The organism is Mumia xiangluensis, assembly GCF_010994095.1.
Lineage (GTDB): Bacteria > Actinomycetota > Actinomycetes > Propionibacteriales > Nocardioidaceae > Mumia > Mumia xiangluensis.
This window is the reverse complement of sequence record NZ_WJYO01000007.1, coordinates 276,779-294,288: the sequence shown is the minus strand read 5'-3', so window position 1 is coordinate 294,288 and position 17,510 is coordinate 276,779. Positions and strand designations below refer to the sequence as shown.

General features: G+C 70.3%; 23 protein-coding genes. 13 read left to right on the top strand and 10 right to left on the bottom strand.

What is annotated here, in order from left to right; translation table 11 throughout:
• Positions 1–25 precede the first annotated feature (25 nt).
• On the bottom strand, positions 26–496 hold the full coding sequence (bcp, locus tag GH747_RS21275; RefSeq protein ID WP_149771638.1) for a thioredoxin-dependent thiol peroxidase: 471 nt from the start codon (positions 494–496) through the stop codon (positions 26–28).
• Positions 497–600: 104 nt separating this feature from the next.
• Between bcp and GH747_RS21270 the strand changes: the two genes are divergently transcribed.
• Genes GH747_RS21270 through GH747_RS21260 form a run of 3 tightly spaced genes read left to right on the top strand, consistent with a single transcriptional unit; the run spans position 601 to position 2,345 of the window.
• Positions 601–885 carry a DUF3618 domain-containing protein gene (locus GH747_RS21270; RefSeq protein WP_163695876.1) on the top strand — a complete coding sequence of 95 codons (285 nt, stop codon included), beginning with the start codon at positions 601–603 and terminating at the stop codon, positions 883–885.
• Positions 886–1,203: a GroES family chaperonin gene (locus GH747_RS21265; RefSeq protein WP_149771635.1), complete on the top strand. Its 318-nt coding sequence runs from the start codon at positions 886–888 to the stop codon at positions 1,201–1,203.
• Between the two features lie 8 nt (positions 1,204–1,211).
• Entirely contained in the window at positions 1,212–2,345 is a 1,134-nt protein-coding gene (locus GH747_RS21260) for an FUSC family protein (protein WP_149771634.1), read from the top strand.
• Here the strand turns inward: GH747_RS21260 and GH747_RS21255 are convergent, their stop codons facing one another.
• The gene (locus GH747_RS21255) at positions 2,346–3,308 is read right to left on the bottom strand and encodes an L-lactate dehydrogenase (RefSeq protein ID WP_149771633.1); all 963 of its coding nucleotides are present in this window, start codon (positions 3,306–3,308) and stop codon (positions 2,346–2,348) included. It lies immediately after the preceding gene.
• Positions 3,309–3,404: 96 nt separating this feature from the next.
• Between GH747_RS21255 and GH747_RS21250 the strand changes: the two genes are divergently transcribed.
• A complete protein-coding gene (locus tag GH747_RS21250) occupies positions 3,405–3,623 on the top strand; it encodes a hypothetical protein (protein ID WP_149771632.1) in 219 nt (72 codons plus the stop codon).
• A gap of 7 nt (positions 3,624–3,630) precedes the next feature.
• Here GH747_RS21250 and GH747_RS21245 read toward each other — a convergent pair whose 3' ends face one another.
• Positions 3,631–3,918, bottom strand: coding sequence for a hypothetical protein (locus GH747_RS21245; protein ID WP_149771631.1), 288 nt, complete (start codon positions 3,916–3,918; stop codon positions 3,631–3,633).
• Between the two features lie 130 nt (positions 3,919–4,048).
• On the opposite strand from GH747_RS21245, the gene GH747_RS21240 reads away from it, so the two are divergent.
• The 5 genes from GH747_RS21240 (at position 4,049) to GH747_RS21220 (ending at position 7,115) form a co-directional block, all read left to right on the top strand.
• Positions 4,049–4,570, top strand: coding sequence for a winged helix-turn-helix transcriptional regulator (locus GH747_RS21240; RefSeq protein WP_149771630.1), 522 nt, complete (start codon positions 4,049–4,051; stop codon positions 4,568–4,570).
• Positions 4,570–5,100 (top strand): PaaI family thioesterase, encoded by a 531-nt coding sequence (locus tag GH747_RS21235; RefSeq protein ID WP_149771629.1) that lies wholly within the window; start codon positions 4,570–4,572, stop codon positions 5,098–5,100. Before GH747_RS21240 ends, GH747_RS21235 begins: the two co-directional genes overlap by 1 nt.
• A gap of 68 nt (positions 5,101–5,168) precedes the next feature.
• The gene (locus GH747_RS21230; RefSeq protein WP_149771628.1) at positions 5,169–5,480 is read left to right on the top strand and encodes a YtxH domain-containing protein; all 312 of its coding nucleotides are present in this window, start codon (positions 5,169–5,171) and stop codon (positions 5,478–5,480) included.
• Positions 5,477–6,562, top strand: coding sequence for a YihY/virulence factor BrkB family protein (locus GH747_RS21225; RefSeq protein WP_149771627.1), 1,086 nt, complete (start codon positions 5,477–5,479; stop codon positions 6,560–6,562). Before GH747_RS21230 ends, GH747_RS21225 begins: the two co-directional genes overlap by 4 nt.
• 13 nt (positions 6,563–6,575) lie before the next feature.
• A complete protein-coding gene (locus GH747_RS21220; RefSeq protein ID WP_149771626.1) occupies positions 6,576–7,115 on the top strand; it encodes a nucleosidase in 540 nt (179 codons plus the stop codon).
• 2 nt (positions 7,116–7,117) lie between these two features.
• Here GH747_RS21220 and GH747_RS21215 read toward each other — a convergent pair whose 3' ends face one another.
• A complete protein-coding gene (locus tag GH747_RS21215; RefSeq protein ID WP_149771625.1) occupies positions 7,118–7,546 on the bottom strand; it encodes a MarR family winged helix-turn-helix transcriptional regulator in 429 nt (142 codons plus the stop codon).
• Between the two features lie 54 nt (positions 7,547–7,600).
• Here GH747_RS21215 and GH747_RS21210 point away from each other — a divergent pair, with 54 nt between their 5' ends.
• Positions 7,601–8,740: an epoxide hydrolase family protein gene (locus GH747_RS21210; protein WP_149771624.1), complete on the top strand. Its 1,140-nt coding sequence runs from the start codon at positions 7,601–7,603 to the stop codon at positions 8,738–8,740.
• Here the strand turns inward: GH747_RS21210 and GH747_RS21205 are convergent.
• Positions 8,667–9,344, bottom strand: coding sequence for a winged helix-turn-helix transcriptional regulator (locus GH747_RS21205; protein WP_149771623.1), 678 nt, complete (start codon positions 9,342–9,344; stop codon positions 8,667–8,669). The two genes, GH747_RS21210 and GH747_RS21205, sit on opposite strands and share 74 nt — an antisense overlap.
• 110 nt (positions 9,345–9,454) lie before the next feature.
• Between GH747_RS21205 and GH747_RS21200 the strand changes: the two genes are divergently transcribed.
• Complete coding sequence (locus GH747_RS21200) at positions 9,455–10,315, top strand: class I SAM-dependent methyltransferase (RefSeq protein ID WP_149771622.1); 861 nt, start codon at positions 9,455–9,457, stop codon at positions 10,313–10,315.
• A 33-nt stretch (positions 10,316–10,348) separates the two neighbouring features.
• On the opposite strand, the gene GH747_RS21195 is transcribed toward GH747_RS21200, so the two are convergent.
• The 3 genes from GH747_RS21195 to GH747_RS21185 form a co-directional block, all read right to left on the bottom strand.
• On the bottom strand, positions 10,349–11,473 hold the full coding sequence (locus GH747_RS21195) for an endonuclease/exonuclease/phosphatase family protein (RefSeq protein ID WP_149771621.1): 1,125 nt from the start codon (positions 11,471–11,473) through the stop codon (positions 10,349–10,351).
• A 66-nt stretch (positions 11,474–11,539) separates the two neighbouring features.
• The gene (gene gdhA, locus GH747_RS21190) at positions 11,540–12,889 is read right to left on the bottom strand and encodes an NADP-specific glutamate dehydrogenase (RefSeq protein WP_149771620.1); all 1,350 of its coding nucleotides are present in this window, start codon (positions 12,887–12,889) and stop codon (positions 11,540–11,542) included.
• 50 nt (positions 12,890–12,939) lie between these two features.
• The gene (locus GH747_RS21185) at positions 12,940–13,929 is read right to left on the bottom strand and encodes an endonuclease/exonuclease/phosphatase family protein (RefSeq protein WP_149771619.1); all 990 of its coding nucleotides are present in this window, start codon (positions 13,927–13,929) and stop codon (positions 12,940–12,942) included.
• Positions 13,930–13,991: 62 nt separating this feature from the next.
• Here GH747_RS21185 and GH747_RS21180 point away from each other — a divergent pair, with 62 nt between their 5' ends.
• A complete protein-coding gene (locus GH747_RS21180; RefSeq protein ID WP_149771618.1) occupies positions 13,992–14,741 on the top strand; it encodes an N-acetyltransferase in 750 nt (249 codons plus the stop codon).
• A 25-nt stretch (positions 14,742–14,766) separates the two neighbouring features.
• On the opposite strand, the gene GH747_RS21175 is transcribed toward GH747_RS21180, so the two are convergent.
• Complete coding sequence (locus tag GH747_RS21175; protein ID WP_149771617.1) at positions 14,767–15,510, bottom strand: maleate cis-trans isomerase family protein; 744 nt, start codon at positions 15,508–15,510, stop codon at positions 14,767–14,769.
• 47 nt (positions 15,511–15,557) lie between these two features.
• On the opposite strand from GH747_RS21175, the gene lhgO reads away from it, so the two are divergent.
• Entirely contained in the window at positions 15,558–16,778 is a 1,221-nt protein-coding gene (gene lhgO, locus GH747_RS21170) for an L-2-hydroxyglutarate oxidase (protein ID WP_149771616.1), read from the top strand.
• A 3-nt stretch (positions 16,779–16,781) separates the two neighbouring features.
• Here lhgO and GH747_RS21165 read toward each other — a convergent pair whose 3' ends face one another.
• Complete coding sequence (locus tag GH747_RS21165) at positions 16,782–17,426, bottom strand: TetR/AcrR family transcriptional regulator (protein ID WP_149771615.1); 645 nt, start codon at positions 17,424–17,426, stop codon at positions 16,782–16,784.
• Between the last annotated feature and the right edge of the window lie 84 nt (positions 17,427–17,510).

Here is a 17,510-nt window from a genome sequence, read left to right as displayed (position 1 = left end):
GCGTTCGGGAGAGCGGCGGGTTTCGTCAGGAGAGCTTGAGCTGGCGGATCAGGCGCTCGACGTGCCCGGTGGCCTTGATGTTGTACTGGGCGACCTCGATCCTGCCTTCCTCGTCCACGACGAACGTGGACCGGATGACGCCCTCGATGACCTTGCCGTAGAGCTTCTTCTCGCCGAAGGCACCCCAGGCGCGGAGGACCTCCTTGTCCGGGTCGGAGAGGAGCGTGATCTCGAGGCTCTCCTTCTCGCGGAACGTCGCCAGCTTCTCGGGCTTGTCCGGGGAGATGCCGAGCACGGTGTAGCCGGACTGGTCGAACGTCTCGCGCTCGGCGGTGAAGTCGCAGGCCTCGCGCGTGCAGCCCGGTGTCATCGCGGCCGGGTAGAAGTACACGATGACCTTGCCGCCCCGCAGGTCGGAGAGCGTGACCTCGTTGCCGTGGTCGTCGAGAAGGGTGAAGTCCGGCGCCTGGTCACCTGGCTGCAGTCGCGTGGTCATGGTCCTATCCTTGCGTATCGGTAACGTGGTCTCGACAGGTGACTGCGAGACGCCCGGCCCCAGGGTCCGGTGGGCTCACCAAGATGCGGAGCGAGGAGACGGACGTGACGAACGATTCCAGGCCGGAAGTCCCGACGACTATCACAGGGACGCCGGACCAGCTCGTCACCCAGATCGACGAAGTCCGCAACCGGCTGGCCGCCAACGTCGACCAGCTCGTGCAGCGCTCCCACCCCAAGACCATCGCGCGACGCGGCCTCGCCGACCTCAAGAGCAAGTTCGTCACTCCCTCGGGTGAGCCCCGGATGGAGACCATCGTCCCGGTGGTCGGCGGCATCGTCGCCGTCGTCGGCGTCATCGTCGTGATCCGCAAGATCGTGAGCAGCTGAATGGCCGACGGGCTTCCCATCCGGATGCTCCACGACCGGCTCCTCGTGTCGATCGACCCCGAGGGAGACCGCCGCTCCACGGGCGGGATCGTCATCCCCGCGACCGCCCAGCTCGGGCACCGGCTGTCGTGGGCGCGGGTCGAGGCCGTCGGCAGCAGCGTCCGGACCGTCCAGATCGGTGACCGGGTGCTCTTCGACCCCGACGAGCGGGCGGAGGTCGAGGTCCGCGGCAAGGACTTCATCCTGCTGCGCGAGCGTGACCTGCACGCTGTCGCCGCCGAACGCATCGACGACGGCCAGACCGGGCTCTACCTGTAGGCGGCGCGGTGGCGCGCGAGGAAGGCTTCCTGCAGCGCATCGCCGGTCGCCCCGACGTGCGCGGCGGGCGCGTGCCCGTCTCGTTGCATACGCGCATCGCCTGGGTGCGGTCGCAGTGGACCGCGATCGTGCAGATCTCGCTGGGCGCCGCGATCGCCTGGGTGATCGCGCACACCGTGATCGGTCACGAGCAGCCGTTCTTCGCTCCAGTGGCGGCGATCCTGGTGATCTTCGCCGGCGCAGGCGGCCGACGGCAGAACACGATCGAGCTCTTCTTCGGGGTGTCGGTCGGCGTGCTCATCGGTGAGGGTCTCATCCTGGTGATCGGTCGCGGCTGGTGGCAGATCGGCGTGATCGTCGCGCTCGCCGCGATGGCCGCGACGTTCCTCGGGATGCGCGGGCTCGCACGGACCCAGGCCGCCACGTCGGCCAGCCTCCTCGCGGCCATCGTCCCCGTCACGTCCGGCAACCCCGCGGTGGTCCGGTTCGTCGACGCCGTCGTCGGAGGCCTCGTCGGCCTCGCCATGGCGTTGCTGATCCCGGGCAACCCCGCGCGCCGAGCGAACCGCGACATGCAGGTGGTGCTCGGGTCCCTCGACGAGGCGCTGCGGCAGATCGAGACCGCGCTCCGTCTCGGCGACGCCGGACCTGCATGGACGGCGCTCCAGCAGCTGCGAGCCGCGCAGCCGGCGATCACCGGCCTCGAGACGACCGTCGCGAACGCCGACGAGATCGCGCGCTACTCGCCGTTGCGGTGGGGGCAGCGCGGTCACGTCGAGCGCTACGTCATCGCGATCCGCGACGTCGACAACGCGATCCGCGACACCCGGGTCCTCGCTCGCCGGGTGCACACCATGCTGCGGCGCGGTGAGCGCGCGTTCCCCGGCATCCCGGAGGCCGTCGGGCTGCTCCAGCTGTCGGTGGGCGTCTTCGCCGACGACATCGCCGCCGAGGACGCGTACGACGAGGCGCGCCGGCAGCTCATCGACGCCGCCAAGCTGGCGACCCGCGCGCTGCCGGACGCGGCGACGATCAACGACGCCGCGGTCGTCGCGCAGGTCCGGGCGATCGCCTCCGACCTCCTGTACGCGACGGGCTGGACCGTCGCGCAGGTCGACCGTGCGATGGGGTCGGCGCAGTGATCAGGCTGCCACCGCGGGCAGGCCGAGCAGGTCGATCTGCTTGCGGAGCGTCTGCGCCGACGCCTGCAGACCAGCCAGGTCGGTGCCGTCGAGCGGCAGCTCAGCCGGACCGGCGACACCCGCACGTCTGACCACGCACGGCGCGGACAGGCAGACGTCGCTGATGCCGTACTGGCCCGTGAACAGCGTCGACACGGGCAGGAAGCGGTGCTCGTCGCGCAGCACGGCCGACATGATGTCGGCGGTCGCCAGCCCGATCGCGTAGTTCGTCGCGCCCTTTCCTTCGATGACCTTGTAGGCCGAGTTGGCTACCGTCTCGCGGATGGCGTCGTACTCGGACGGATCGATCGAGCGACCCTCGACGTCGTACGCCCCGAGCGGGACGCCGCCGATGTTCGCCGACGACCACAGCACGATCTCGGAGTCCCCGTGCTCACCGGCGACCAGCGCGTGGACGCTGCGCGTCGAGACGTGCAGCCGCTGGGAGAGGAGGTAGCGCAGCCGGGCGGTGTCGAGGACGGTCCCGGACCCGAAGACGCGGCCCGGGGGGAGGTCCAGGAAGCCGATCGCGGCATACGTGAGGACGTCGCACGGGTTGGTGATGACGAGGTAGATGGCATCGGGGGCGACCTCGCGCACGGCACCCAGGACGCTGCGGGTGATGCCGACGTTCTCCTCGGCGAGGTCGAGACGGGTCTGCCCGGGTCGCTGGCGCGCACCGGCGGTCATGACGACGATGTCGGCGCCCGCGCACGCGGCGGGATCGTCGCTGCCGACGATCGTCGTCGGCGGTGCGAACGCCGCGCCGTCGTTGAGGTCGATCGCCTGCGCGTTGACGAGGCTGGTCGCGATGTCGAAGAGGACGATCTCTCCCGCGAGGCCTCGCAGGAGAGCCGCGTACGCGACGGTGCTGCCGACGGAGCCTGCTCCGCAGACGGCGATCTTGGCGGTTCGGTCGGCCATCGGACTCCCTCGATCGGGCTCGGACGGACACGTGCACGCGCCAAAAGTCTGTCACTGATCGGGTGGAGATGTCCGTTCGGTACTACTGTCACGCTCATGGCGATGGTGGTGACGTTCGGTGGTCCCTTGGAGTACGCCAACCAGGTCTGGGACGACGTGGAGCCAGACGCGGACGGCTACGTGCTGATCCTCGGTGGTGCGGGGGCCGGCCCGGAGGCCTGGTACTTCGTGGATGTCGAGTCGGAGACGATCCCGACCGACCAGGGCGAAGCGTTGGCGGCGGAGTACGCGGGGGACCGCAAGCCCGGCACCTAGCGCACCGCTAAGACGTCAGCGCGAGCACCACGCAGACGAGGTAGCCGACGACCAGGAGCGCGGCGGCTCTCTCCCCGCGCTTCGGCCAGCGTGCGTGCGGCCAGCGGAAGTGGCCGTACGCGTAGAGCACGAAGATGCCTGCGCAGGTCGCCCGACGGCCGAGAGCGAGCCACTCCGCGTCGGTCGCTGCGGGCGCGCAAGCCGCGAGCGACGTGAGACCGATGGCGGCGAAGAGGACACCGAGCCACACACGACGTGGCGTGCGTACGGCGTCGGCCGTCGTCTCGGAGGTCACGTGGCGATCCTACGAAGCGACGAGGGTCAGACGCGCGTGCCCCGGGCGATCCGTCCAGCCCACCGTCGACTTCTCGCTCCCGCCGTGCCTATCATCATGGTAGTCACTGCTTCGAGCCGAGGAGACCACCATGAGACGGGTCGACCTGAGCGATGCCGAGTGCCCGATCGCACGCGGTGCAGGAGAGCTCGGCGACTGGTGGAGCCTGCTGATCCTGCGTGATGCGCTCGACGGGATCCGCCGGTTCGACGAGTTTGCCGCCGACCTCCCGATCTCCCCGGCCATGCTCACCCGCAGGTTGCGGACGCTGGTCGACAGCGGCTTGCTGGAGCGGCGTCGTTACAGCGAGCACCCGCAGCGGTTCGAGTACGTCCTCACGCCCCGCGGACGCGCGGCGCAGGTGGTCGTCGTCGCCCTCCTCGCCTGGGGCAACGACCAGCTCCCTCCGCAGGAGCGGGCGGTGGTGCTGGCCGACCGTGACACCGGCCGCGAGGTCGAGCCGGTGCTCGTCGACGCCGTCACGGGCACCCCGCTGAAGGACATCCGGCTGGCAGCCGTCCCGGGGCCGGCCGCGAGCGAGGCGATGCTCGACCGCTTCACCACCCTGAACGCACGACGAGCCCGGCGCCGCCGGGACAGAGGAGCCGCATGATGAGCAGCCAGGCCACGACCACGCCGCCGACGACGACCGAACCGCGGCAGCGGACCCACACCTGGGACGACCCGATGGCGACCGTCCGCGCCGCCGCCGGACGTACCGGGCTCGAGATCATGCAGGACGTCCGCGACGGCGTCGTCCCTGCGCCCCCGATCGCCCGGTTGATCGGCTTCGAGCTGGCGAAGGTCGAGGACGGGCTCGCGGAGTTCCGGCTGGTGCCGCAGGACTACATGTACAACCCCATCGGCTCCGTGCACGGCGGCATCTACGCGACGCTGCTGGACTCTGCCGCCGGGTGCGCGGTGCACACCACGCTCCCCGCCGGCGTCGGCTACACGAGCCAGGACCTCAGCGTGAAGTTCCTCCGCAGGATCACCGTCGAGACCGGTCCTGTCCGGTGCGTCGGCCGTGTCAAGCACCGGGGTCGCTCGACCGCCCTCGCCGAGGCAGAGCTGCTCGACGGGCAGGACCGCCTCCTCGCGTACGCGACCAGCAGCTGCTTGATCCTGGGTCCGAACGCGTGATCGTGGGTTGATCCTTCCTGGATCGGGTACTCGGACATGGACCGGAACTCGACGAAAGGAAATCTCCCATGAAGGGAAAGTTGGCACTGATCGGCGGCCTGGCCGTCGGCTACGTCCTGGGCACGCGTGACGGCCGTGAGCGTTTTGAGCAGATCAAGGGCAGGGCCTCGAGCATGTGGAACGACCCCACGGTCCAGCAGAAGGTGTCCGACGCCCAGGACTTCGCGAAGGAGAAGGCCCCAGAGGTCCAGGACAAGGTCGTGCAGACGGCCAAGGACACGGTCGACAAGGTGACTCACCGTGGTGAGAACGGTGGCGAGCACTTGGCCGCGACCAGCGGGTCGCCCGCCTCGAGCCGCCCCACGGGTCAGTCTGGATGACCGACACCCACGACGACAGGCGGGTCCCGCCGGACGATCCGGCGAAGCCGGACTCGCCCACCGACGTCACGAAGCCGTCATGGCTGTACGTCGGGCGCAAGGCGGTGCGCGAGTTCTCGGAAGACGAGTGCCTCGACATCGCGGCCGCGCTGACGTACTACTCCGTGCTCGCGCTGTTCCCGATGATCATCGCGCTGCTGTCGCTGGTCGGTCTCTTCGGCCAGGGGCGCGAGACGGTGGACACCCTGCTCGGCATCCTCCGCGACGTCGGGGCCACCTCGGCCGCCGACACGCTCGAGCCGACGCTCGTTGAGCTGAGCAAGGGTCGTGGTGCGGGGCTCGCCTTCGTCGTGGGACTGGCGGTGGCACTCTGGTCGGCGTCCGGGTACGTCGGGGCGTTCGGCCGTGCCATGAACCGCGTGTACGAGATCGACGAGGGCCGGCCCGTCTGGAAGCTGCGCCCCCTGATGCTGCTCGTCACCGTCGTCACGGTGATCCTGTGTGCCCTGGTCGCGCTGGCGCTCGTCCTGACGGGCCCGGCCGCGCAGGCGGTCGGGGACGCGGTCGGGCTGGGCTCCACCGCGGTGACGGTGTGGAACATCGTGAAGTGGCCGGTGATCCTGCTCGCGGTCGTCCTCGTCGTCGCGCTGCTGTACTACGCGACGCCGAACGTCAGGCAGCCGCGCTTCCGCTGGATCAGCGTGGGCGCGGTGCTCGCGATCGTCATCTGGATGGTCGCGTCGGTGGCCTTCGGCTTCTACGTCGCCAGCTTCTCCAGCTATGACAAGACGTACGGGTCGCTGGCGGGCGTCGTCGTCTTCCTCCTGTGGCTGTGGATCACCAACCTCGCCCTGCTGTTCGGGGCTGAGGTCGACGCCGAGCTGGAGCGCGGTCGTGAGCTCCAGGCGGGGATGCCGGCCGAGGAGACGCTGCAGCTGCCGCCGCGGGACACGCGCAAGATCGAGAAGTCGCAGGCAAAGCGTGCCGAGGACCTGGAGCGCGGGCGACGACTGCGGGAGAGCCGCGGGCGTACGACGAGCGAGGAGGTCGGCGACCGCGAGACGTCGGGCAAGCGCGACTGACTACGCTCGGCGCATGGCCGCCGAACCCCTCGTCATCGCCGCGACCGCGGCGGAAGCCGCGTACGTCCCTGCTGGGCTGCGCCTGGTCGTGACGGGCATCGGCAAGGTGCAGGCCACTCTCGTGACCGCCCTCGCCGTCGCGGAGCTGCGGCCGTCGATCGTGCTCAACGTCGGCACGGCAGGCGCCCTCGACGGCAGCACGGGTCTTCACCTGCCGTCGAGGGTCGTGAACCACGACATCAGTGCCGTGGAGCTGACAGCCCTCGGCTACCCGGTCGTCGACGAGATCGCGATCCCTGGCGGCGACGGCAGCGTCCTCGCCAGCGGAGACACGTTCGTGACCGACCCGGCCGTGCGTGAGCGGCTCGCGCTGCGGGCGCGCCTCGTGGACATGGAGGGCTTCGCGGTCGCGGCGGTCGCCGCGCACCTCGGCGTCCCCGTCCGGCTGGTCAAGCACGTCAGCGACCAGGCCGACGCGTCGGCGATGGAGTGGCCGCAGGTCGTCGACGCGAGCGCGCGCGTCCTGGGGGAGTGGCTTCGCTCCAGCACGTGAGGTCAGTCGTGGTGGTCGAGCAGCGTGGACAGCAGCTCGATCAGCTGCTGCCGCTCTGCAGGTGACAGCGGAGCGAGCAGGGTGTCCTGGCTCTCGTCGAGCCGCTTCTCGAGCTGACGCAGGCGCCGCTTGCCCGCTGTGGTCAGCGAGACGACGTTGCGGCGCCGGTCGGCGGGATCCGGGGTGCGTGCGACCAGACCCGCGTCGGCGAGCTCGTTGATCGTCGCGACCATGTCGCTGAGGTGGATGCTGCTCCGGCGGCCGAGCGTGGCCTGACTGGCGGGGCCGAGCTCCTCCAGTGTCGCGAGCAGGCGGTAGTGGTAGCCGCGCGCGCCGACGGACGAGAAGCCCTCGGCCACCAGCCGGTGCGCGTGCTGGGCGGTCTGCGTGAGCAACCAGCTCGGCCGCGCTCTCCAGTCGGACGTGGTCATGAGACGAGTCTAAATGAATCGTTAGTCGCACCAACGATTATGTAGCGTGAAGGCATGATCACACCGTTCCGCATCGACATCCCGCAAGCAGACCTCGACGATCTGGACGACCGGCTCGCCCGCACCCGGTGGCCCAACGAGGTTGCCGACGCCGGGTCGGACTACGGCTTCCCGCTGGCCCGGCTCAAGGAGCTCGCCGACCACTGGCGCAGCGACTACGACTGGCGCGAGCACGAGGCCGAGCTCAACGAGCTCCCACACTTCACCACCGAGATCGACGGCCAGAACATCCATTTCGTCCACGTCAGGTCCGCGAGTCCTGACGCGCTCGCGCTGATCCTCACCCACGGCTGGCCCGGGTCGTTCCTCGAGTTCCTCGACGTCATCGAGCCGCTGTCGCGCGACTTCCACCTGGTGGTCCCGTCGATCCCGGGCTACGGCTTCTCCGGACCGACCCACGAGCGAGGCTGGGGCGTCCTCCGGATCGCGCGGGCGTGGGCCGAGCTGATGCGCCGTCTCGGGTACGAGCACTACGGCGCGCAGGGCGGCGACTTCGGTGCGGGCATCTCGACGGCGCTCGGCGCGGTCGCGCCCGAGCACGTCGTCGGCGTCCACGTGAACTACCTGCCGACGCGCCCCGACCCTGACGCCGACGTCGTGCTGTCGGCGACGGACGAGGCCCGGCTCGACACGATCCGGCAGCTGATGGCGAGCCGTCCGCCGTACCAGGCGCTGCAGGCCTCCACCCCGCAGACCATCGGCTACGCGCTGACCGACTCGCCGGTCGCCCAGCTCGTCTGGATCGCCGAGCGCTTCGCGCAGTGGACGGACCCGCGCTCGCAGGTCGGCGACGACCGGATGCTCACCAACATCTCGCTGTACTGGTTGACCGCCACCGCGGCGTCGGCCGGCCGGCTGCACCACGACACCGCCCGGGGGTTCGAGCCGTGCCCGGTCCCGCTCGGCGTGGCGGTGTTCGCGCACGACATCACGCAGTCGGTGCGACCGCTGGCCGAGCGGCTCTACGACATCAGGCACTGGTCGGAGTTCGAGCGGGGCGGGCACTTCGCCGCGATGGAGGTGCCGGAGCTGCTCGCCGCGGACGTCCGCGACTTCTTCCTCAGGCCGGACGTACGGCCTGGGCGAAGCCGGTCGGCGGGAACCACGCCGGCACCGCACGGCACAACGCGGTAGGCCCGTCGATCTGCACCGCGCCGACCCGCTGCGCCTGGCTCCAGGTGCGGTCGCCACGCCACACCTCCGTCAACGTGCGCAGGTCCGACCTCACCGTCACCGCGACCGGACGCTCCGGATCGATGTCGCACACCTCGGTCTCGTCGCGCTCGATCACGATCCACCACTGGCGCGACGGCCCCCGGACGTCGTCGAACACGAAGTGCACGACCTGCGGCGGCTCGGCGACCGCGTCCAGGTCGACGTTGCGGTGCATGTCCCACATGAGGAGCTTCGGATCGAGGTCCTCGTCGCCGAGGTTGCCGATCCACCGCACGCCCCACAGGCCGACCGACTCCACGACGGCCTGCAGCTCTCTGCCGGCCGGCGTGAGGACGTACGTGACGTCGTGCCCGTCGACCTGCTTGTCCACGATGCCGGCGCGGACGAGCTGGTTGAGTCGCTTGGAGAGCAGCGTCGGCGACATGCGCGGCAGGCCCCGCCGGAGGTCGTTGAAGTGCTGGCTGCCGAGCACCAGCTCCCGCACGAGCAGCATCGTCCAGCGCTCGTCGAGCAGCTCCATGGCTTTCGCGACCGGGCAGAACTGGTGGTACGGCGCCCCCATCACTGCAGCGTACGGCCGGTACAGATCTCGTACTAGCCCGCTTGCAGGCGTCCTCCGTAACGTCGATCCGGCCGGGCGAGAGACGTCCGGCGACAAGGGGGAATCTCACCATGACGACGCACACGACCGCTCAGGGCAACGACGCCTCAAGCACCGATGCGGCTGACGCGGACAAGGCGCTCAAGGCCAAGCACCGCACGATGTGGGGGCTCGGGGACTACCCGGCCGTCGCGACCGAGGTCATCGCGAGCCTCGGCCCGGTCCTCGTCGAGGCCTGCGGGGTCGGCCCGTCCGACACCGTCCTCGACGTCGGTGCAGGGTCCGGCAACGTCGCGATCCCGGCCGCTCGCACCGGCGCGACCGTGACCGCGAGCGACCTGACGCCCGCGCTGCTCGAGAACGGGCGGCTCGCGGCGCAGGCCGAGGGCGTCACGCTGGAGTGGGAGGAGGGCGACGCCGAGCACCTGCCTTACGACGCGGACGCGTTCGACGTCGTGCTGTCGTGCGTGGGCGTGATGTTCGCGCCGCATCACCAGGAGTCGGCCGACGAGATCGTCCGGGTCACCCGTCAGGGAGGGCGGATCGGGCTCCTGAGCTGGACGCCGCAGGGCTTCATCGGCCAGATGTTCGCGACGATGAAGCCGTACGCCCCGCCGCCGCCTCCGGGCGCGCAGCCGCCGCCGCTGTGGGGCGACGAGGAGCACGTGCGGGCGCTGCTGGGTGACCGGGTGCGCGACGTGACCGCGACGCGTCAGACGTTGGTCGTGGACCGCTTCAGCTCCGGGGAGGAGTTCCGGGACTTCTTCAAGGCGACGTACGGTCCGACGATCGCGGTGTACGCGGCGATCGCCGACGAGCCCGGCCGCGTCGCGACGCTCGATGCCGAGCTCGCGGAGCTCGGACGTCGCTACGGGGCGGACACCGGCCGGATGGAGTGGGAGTACCTGCTGCTCACCGCCCGCAAGGCCTGACCTGGGACGAGGGGGTCCGGACCACGCGACCGGTCACACGCCGGACAGGTCGGCGTAGATCGCCGCGTGGTCCGAGGCCTCCTCGACCTTCGACGTGAGCGTGGGGAACATCTCCCACGGATCCTTGGTGCGGGGACCCCGCCACACCCCTTTGCGGAAGACGCCGCCGCCCTCGGCGTGCGCGAAGAGCGCGTCGGACAGCAGGACGTAGTCGATCTTGTCCTTCTCGTTGCCCGAGCCGTACGTGCCTCGGCGATGGTTCCAGTCGAACGCCGGGTGCGCGCTGATGTCGGTGAGCTTGCTGTCCACCAGCAGGGGCGCGAGGGCGTCGCTGCCGGGGTCGTCGTTGAGGTCACCCGTCACGGCGATCAGGTCGAAGCCCTCGTCGTGCAGCGAGCGGACGATCCGCGCGACCCGGGTGGCCTGACGGTGCCGTTTCGCGCTCCCGATCGGGTCACCGGGGGAGCTGTAGCCCTTGGACTTGAAGTGGTTGGCCAGCACCACCAGACGGTTGCCGAGCGGAGTCTCCAGGTGGTACTCGCAGCAGTCCCGCGAGAACACCGTCCCCGACTCGTCGCGGTCGAAGATGTGGCTGCGCATCTGCACGAGGCGATAGTCCGAGTACGCGAGCATGCCGACGTCGATGCCGCGCTCGTCGTTGCCCTCCACGACCATGACCTGCTCGTACGACGTCCCGCCGACCGCACGGAGCAGCGTCTCCGAGAACAGGTGGAGGTCGGGACGGTTGTCGGCCTCGACCACGGTCACGACGTCGGCCTCGAGCGCGTCCAGCACGCGCGCGGTGTTCTCGGTCGCGACGACGTTGACGGGGACGGTCACGAGCTCGACCCAGCCGACCCAGTCGGCGCGGCCTCGCGCGGCGAGCGTCACCGGACCCGTGCGCGGGCGGCGCAGCAGCTGGCCGCGCATCTTGCGCAGACGCGCGTACGGCCCGCTGTCGGAGGTCAGCAGGCCGAGCACGCCGAGCTGCGTGAGGATGTCGTCCTCGACACCGGCGTAGCTCTCGCGGTCCAGCAGCGCGGCGAGCCGCGCATGGGCTGCGAGCACCTTCTTGCGGGCAGCCGATGTGCCCTGGTCCTCGGCCATGGCCTTCGGCCGGGCGAACAGGTTCTCGACGTTGAACGATGCCAGTCTCATGATGAGCCCCCCATCCGTCAGTGTGCGCTGGAAGCGGGGTCAGGGCGAGGGGGTGTGCTCTCCGGGTCAGACCACGCCGAGCGCGAGCATGGCGTCGGCCACCCGGATGAAGCCCGCGATGTTGGCGCCGGCGACGTAGCTGCCGGGGGTGCCGAACTCGTCGGCGGTCTCCGCGCACCGGTCGTGGATGCCGCGCATGATCTCGGCGAGGCGCTCCTCGGTGTGCTCGAAGGTCCACGAGTCGCGCGACGCGTTCTGCTGCATCTCGAGGGCACTGGTCGCGACGCCGCCCGCGTTGGCGGCCTTGCCCGGCGCGAAGCGCACGCCGGCCTCCTCGAAGACCGCGACGGCCTCCGGCGTCGCGGGCATGTTGGCGCCCTCCGCGACGATCGTGCAGCCGTTCTTGACCAGGGCGATCGCGTCGTCGCCGTCGAGCTCGTTCTGCGTCGCCGACGGCAGCGCGATGTCGCACGAGACGTCCCAGATGGACCCGGAGGTCGTGGCGTGGACGCCGTTGCCCCGCAGCTCCGCGTAGTCCGAGATCCTGCCGCGACGCACCTCCTTGACCTCCTTGAGGAGGTCGAGGTCGATCCCCGCCTCGTCGACGACGTAGCCGCTGGAGTCCGAGCACGCGACGACGGTGCCGCCGAGCTCGTGCACCTTCTCGATGGCGTACGTCGCGACGTTGCCGGAGCCGGAGACCACGACGCGCTTGCCGTCGAACGAGTCACCGGCGGCCTTCAGCATCTCGGAGACGAAGAAGACCGTCCCGTAGCCGGTCGCCTCCTTGCGGACCTGCGAGCCGCCCCACGTGAGGCCCTTGCCGGTGAGGACCCCGGACTCGTACTGGTTGGTGATCCGCTTGTACTGGCCGAACAGGTAGCCGATCTCGCGGCCTCCGACGCCGATGTCACCCGCGGGGACGTCGCGGTACTCGCCGATGTGCCGGTAGAGCTCGGTCATGAAGGACTGGCAGAAGCGCATCACCTCGGCGTCGCTGCGGCCCTTCGGGTCGAAGTCCGAGCCGCCCTTGCCGCCGCCGATCGGCATGCCGGTGAGGGCGTTCTTGAAGACCTGCTCGAAGCCGAGGAACTTCACGATGCCCAGGTAGACGCTGGGGTGGAAGCGCAGGCCGCCCTTGAACGGGCCGAGCGCGGAGTTGAACTCGACGCGGAAGCCCCGGTTGATCTGGACCCGTCCGGCGTCGTCGACCCACGGGACGCGGAAGATGATCTGGCGCTCCGGCTCGCAGATGCGTCGGATGACGGCTGCGTCGACGTACTCCGGTCGCTTGGAGACCACCGGCCCGAGGCTGACCAGCACCTCGCGGACCGCCTGGTGGAACTCAGCCTCACCCGGATTGCGACGCAGAACCTCGTCGTAGACGTCCTGCAGCTTTTCGTCGACGCTCGACACGTCGTGCACCTCCCTGTTGGCAAACCCCCAAAAGAGGCTAACCGGGCGTATCAGTACGGAATTCGCAGGGTGGCGCGGATCGGGTTGTGGTCGGAGGCGAAGGGTGTCTTGTAGAGCCTGCCCGACAACCGGACCACGACGCGGAAGGCGCTGACTCCGATCCCGGGTGACACGTAGACGTGGTCGACGTGGTGATGGGTGCGCCACGGCACGCGCCGGAGCTGGTTGGCGCTGTTGTAGCTGCCGTGCTTGCGGGTTCTTGCCACGGCGTACGCGTCCCGAGCGCCCACCAGCTGCCGCATGGCGCGCTTGGGGGCGTCGAAGGTGTACCGGCGCGACCCCGAGGAGTTGTAGTCACCGGCCCAGACGATCGGCCAGGTCGCGCCGTGGGCCCTGCGGACGGCGAGGGCGTCGTTGATGAGGTTGCGGGTCTCCTGGTAGCGCTTGAGGTCCTTCGCGCGTCCTGTGCCGGTGACCAGGTGCGCTGACACCACGAGGAACTTCGCACCGGTCGCCTTCTGCGTGATCAGCTGGTAGCACGCGTACTCGGAGGGAGGCGCGTGCGTGCGGTCGAGCAGGATCCGTCCGGAGATCGTGCGGGACCCGGAGTAGCGGCTGCGGTCGTACAGGATGCGCGTCCGGGTGTCACGGATCTCCGTCCCCTTGACCCGTCCGCAGCGGGCGGTGGCCGCGAAGCGGTGCGCGACCTTGCGGCGCAGCGAGGGGAAGTTGAACATCCCGTGGGTCTCCTGGAGCGCCACGACGTCGAAGCGGTTGCCGAGGATCTGCCGAGCGACCCGGTCACGACGCTTCGCCGTCCACGGCATCCTGCGGTCGTCCTTGTGCACGTTGTACGACCCCACGCGCACGGTCGTACGGGCGGTGGCGCGGGCGCTCAGCGCCGTGGGGGCCGCCACGGCCGCGGCGGCTGTCCCGGCGCTGTGTTCCGCGGGCGCCGCGAGGGTCGTCGCGGGAGCAAGGACGAGGGGAGCGGCCAGCAGGGTGGCGGCGACAACTCGAAAAGGGGATAAAGCGGTCATCACGGCCAGCGTGTACCCGACGGTGCCGAAGCGCAAACTCTCCAGCCGCGTAATCTGCGGCCATGACTCGGAATCTTGAGGTGGTGACCCTGGCGGCACGCCCCGACCTCGCGCCGCTGCTGGACGGGTTCGACGGGGCGTGGCCGGAGTTCATGCGGTGGGACCCGATGGGCGCGGTCTACTACGCGGTGGCCGAGGAGGCCTACCCGGAGTACGTGCTCGTCGCGCTCGACCCGGAGGTGCCCGACCGCGCCGTCGCCTGCGCCTTCAGCGTGCCGGTCGCGTGGGGCGACGACCCGCTGCCACCCGGCGGGTGGGACCGGATGATCCAGCGCTCCGCGATCAACCGGACCCTCGGCACGACGCCGACCATCGTGTCCGCGCTGGAGATCTGCGTCCAGCCCGACCAGCGCGGACAGGGCCTGTCAGGCCGGATGCTCGCGGAGATGCGCGCCAACACCGCCCGCCTCGGCTTCGACACGCTCGTCGCACCCGTGCGACCGAGCGACAAGCACGCGTTCCCGGACGTGCCGATGGAGGAGTACGCCGTACGCGTCCGTCCCGACGGGCTTCCCGAGGACTCGTGGCTCCGCACCCACGTGCGTGCCGGCGGCGTCATCGAGACCGTTGCGCCTCGATCGATGGTCGTGCCCGGCACCCTCGACGACTGGCGCCGGTGGACCGGGCTGCCGTTCGACACCACCGGCCCCGTCCACGTGCCCGGTGCCCTCGCGCCGGTGCACTGCGACGTCGAGCAGGGGCACGCGGTCTACGTCGAGGCGAACGTCTGGGTCCGGCACCGCGCAGGCTGACCAGGCGTCGAGCCGGCGGTAGGCGTCAGTGCTCGCGCAGGAGCGAGCCGGAGCCCTCGACCCGGTCGTCGATGCCGTGCTCGCGCAGCGCGTGCCACACGGTGGCGGCGTTGATCGCGACGACCGGCTTGCCGAGCTCGGCCTCCAGCGTCTCGGACAGCGCCACGAACGACAGGTTGGTGCCGACCTGGACGATCGCGTCCACGTCTGGGCCGTCCAGCTCGGCGACCACCGCACGGAGGCGCGGTTCGTCGACGCGCGCGATGTCGGTCGCTGTGGCGCAGCGGAGGCCGGTGATCGCCGCGACCTCGAAGCCCGCCTCGGTGAAGAAGCGGCCGACCTCGACGTCCGCGACGGGCTGGTACGGCGAGAAGACCGCGACACGACGCGCGCCCAGCGTCTCGAGCGCCGCGCGGCACGAGCTCGCACCCGTCGTCACCGGCAGGCCGGTCGCGTCACGCAGCCGTCGCTCGAACGCGGCGTTGCCCTCGACACCGCCCCAGAACGTCTCCGCCGACATGCCCATCACGAGGCGGTCGGGTTCGGCGGTCATCACGTCGCGGACCGCGGTGTCGATCGACGCGCGGATCTGGACGAGGAGCGCCTCGAAGCCGGCGTCGCCGTCCATCGACGGGTCGGCGATGTGCATCGACCCGGCGCGGAACGCCACGCCCTCGACGCCGGCGCGCCAGTAGTCGTGCTCGACGACGGTGTTGGTGGAGGGGACGACCACTCCGAAGACGGCCCGTGGCCCGACGACATTCGTCACGGCGACCGAGACTACAGCGGGTGGCGCGGTCCGCCTACATTCGTCCCATGACGAGCCCGAGCCCCGCCGCACGCACCCGGACCGTCGGCATCGTCGGTGGCGGCATCGTCGGACTGGCGATCGGCCGCGAGGTCGCCCGACGGCTCCCGGGGACGCGGGTCGTGGTGCTCGAGAGGGAGGAGAGGCTCGGCGCCCACCAGACCGGGCACAACTCGGGTGTCGTCCATGCGGGGATCTACTACCGACCCGGCAGTCTGAAGGCGCAGCTGTGCACGCGGGGGAGGGGCCTGCTCAAGGAGTTCTGCGCCGATCGCGGCATCCCGTACACCGAGTGCGGCAAGCTCGTGGTCGCGGTTGACGACGACGAGATGCAGCGGTTCGACGCGCTCGAGAGGACCGCTCGGGAGAACGGCGTGCCGGGTCTCGTGCGCGTGGATGGCACAGGCATCACCGACATCGAGCCGCACGCGGCCGGCATCGTGGCGCTGCACTCGCCCGCGACCGCGATCACCGACTTCGTCGCGGTCGCCCGCGCGATCGGGGAGGACATCGTCGCCTCCGGCGGAGAGATCCACCTCGGCTCGCCGGTGACCGCGATCGAACACCGCGCGGGCTCGGTCGTCGTGACGGCCGGACCACGAGCGTTGCGCGTCGACCGACTGGTCGTCTGCGCGGGGCTCGAGAGCGATCGCGTCGCCGCGCTCGCCGGCGGCGAACCGGAGCCACGCATCATCCCCTTCCGCGGCGAGTACATGACGGTCGCCGCGGAGAAGCAGGAGCTCGTCCGCGGCATGATCTATCCGGTGCCCGATCCGCGCTACCCGTTCCTCGGCGTGCACTTCACCCGCCGCGTCACGGGCGGGCTGGAGGTCGGACCCAACGCGTTCCTCGCGTTCAGCCGACAGCGGTACGGCCGAGCGTCCGTGTCGCCCCGCGATCTCGCGGCGACCCTGGGCGCACCGGGGTTCTGGCGGTTCGCCGGTCACCACTGGCGTACGGGGCTCTCGGAGCTGGGCGGAGTCCTCTCCAAGCGGGCGTACATGGCGGCGGCTCAGCGGTACGTCCCGGAGATCGGCGCCGCGGACGTCAGTCGACGGGGGCTCGGGCTCCGGGCTCAGGCGATCGCGCGCGACGGGTCTCTCATCGACGACTTCGTGCTCGAGCAGCGCGACGGGGTCACGGCGGTCCGCAACGCTCCCTCGCCGGCCGCCACGTCGAGCCTGGCGATCGCGGAGCACGTCGTCGACCGGATGCGGCTCGGGGCCTGAGGGTCAGACCGCGGTGACCGGGGCCTGGAGCATGCCGGTGATGGCGTCCACGAGCGCCACCGTCGTCGCCCGGCGCTCGCGGTCGATCGGGGCGCCGTCGGCGATCGCCCGCTCGCGTTCGGCGTTCATCTGCGTCAGCAGGTAGCGCATCATCGTGGCCCGCGCCCGCCAGACTTCCGGCGGCATCGCAGGGAGGTGGCGCTCGATGCCGGCGATGACGGCGCGGATGCTGTCGTCGTCGGCGGTCTGGCGGTCGACCAGCAACCGGAGCGCGGGATCGGTCGAGAGCTGTGCGGTGAACCGCGCGTACCAGGTCTGGTCGCCGAGGTCGTCGAGGTGCTCGGCGACAGGTTCGACGAGGCAGGCCACCCAGTCGCGCAGATCCGCCGACTCGTCCATCTCGGCGAGCATCCGCTCGCGGATGGCAGTGATCGCTTCGGCGTGCTTCTGGGCGATGGCGCGGACGAGATCGGTCTTCGTGCCGAAGTGGTAGCCGACCGCGGCGTTGTTGCCCTGCCCGGCCGCCTCGCTGATCTGGCGGTTGGAGACGTTCGCGATGCCGTGCTCGGCGAAGAGTTGCTCGGCCGTGGTGAGGATCGCCTCCTGGGTCGCCGCAGCGCGGGCGTCACGGCTCGTGGTTCTGGTCACATCCACCTCGTTCGTCGGGACATGGAGAATCCTACCTGTTTGAATAAGTCAAGCACTTGACTTAAAGTTGCTCCGTTCCAGCAC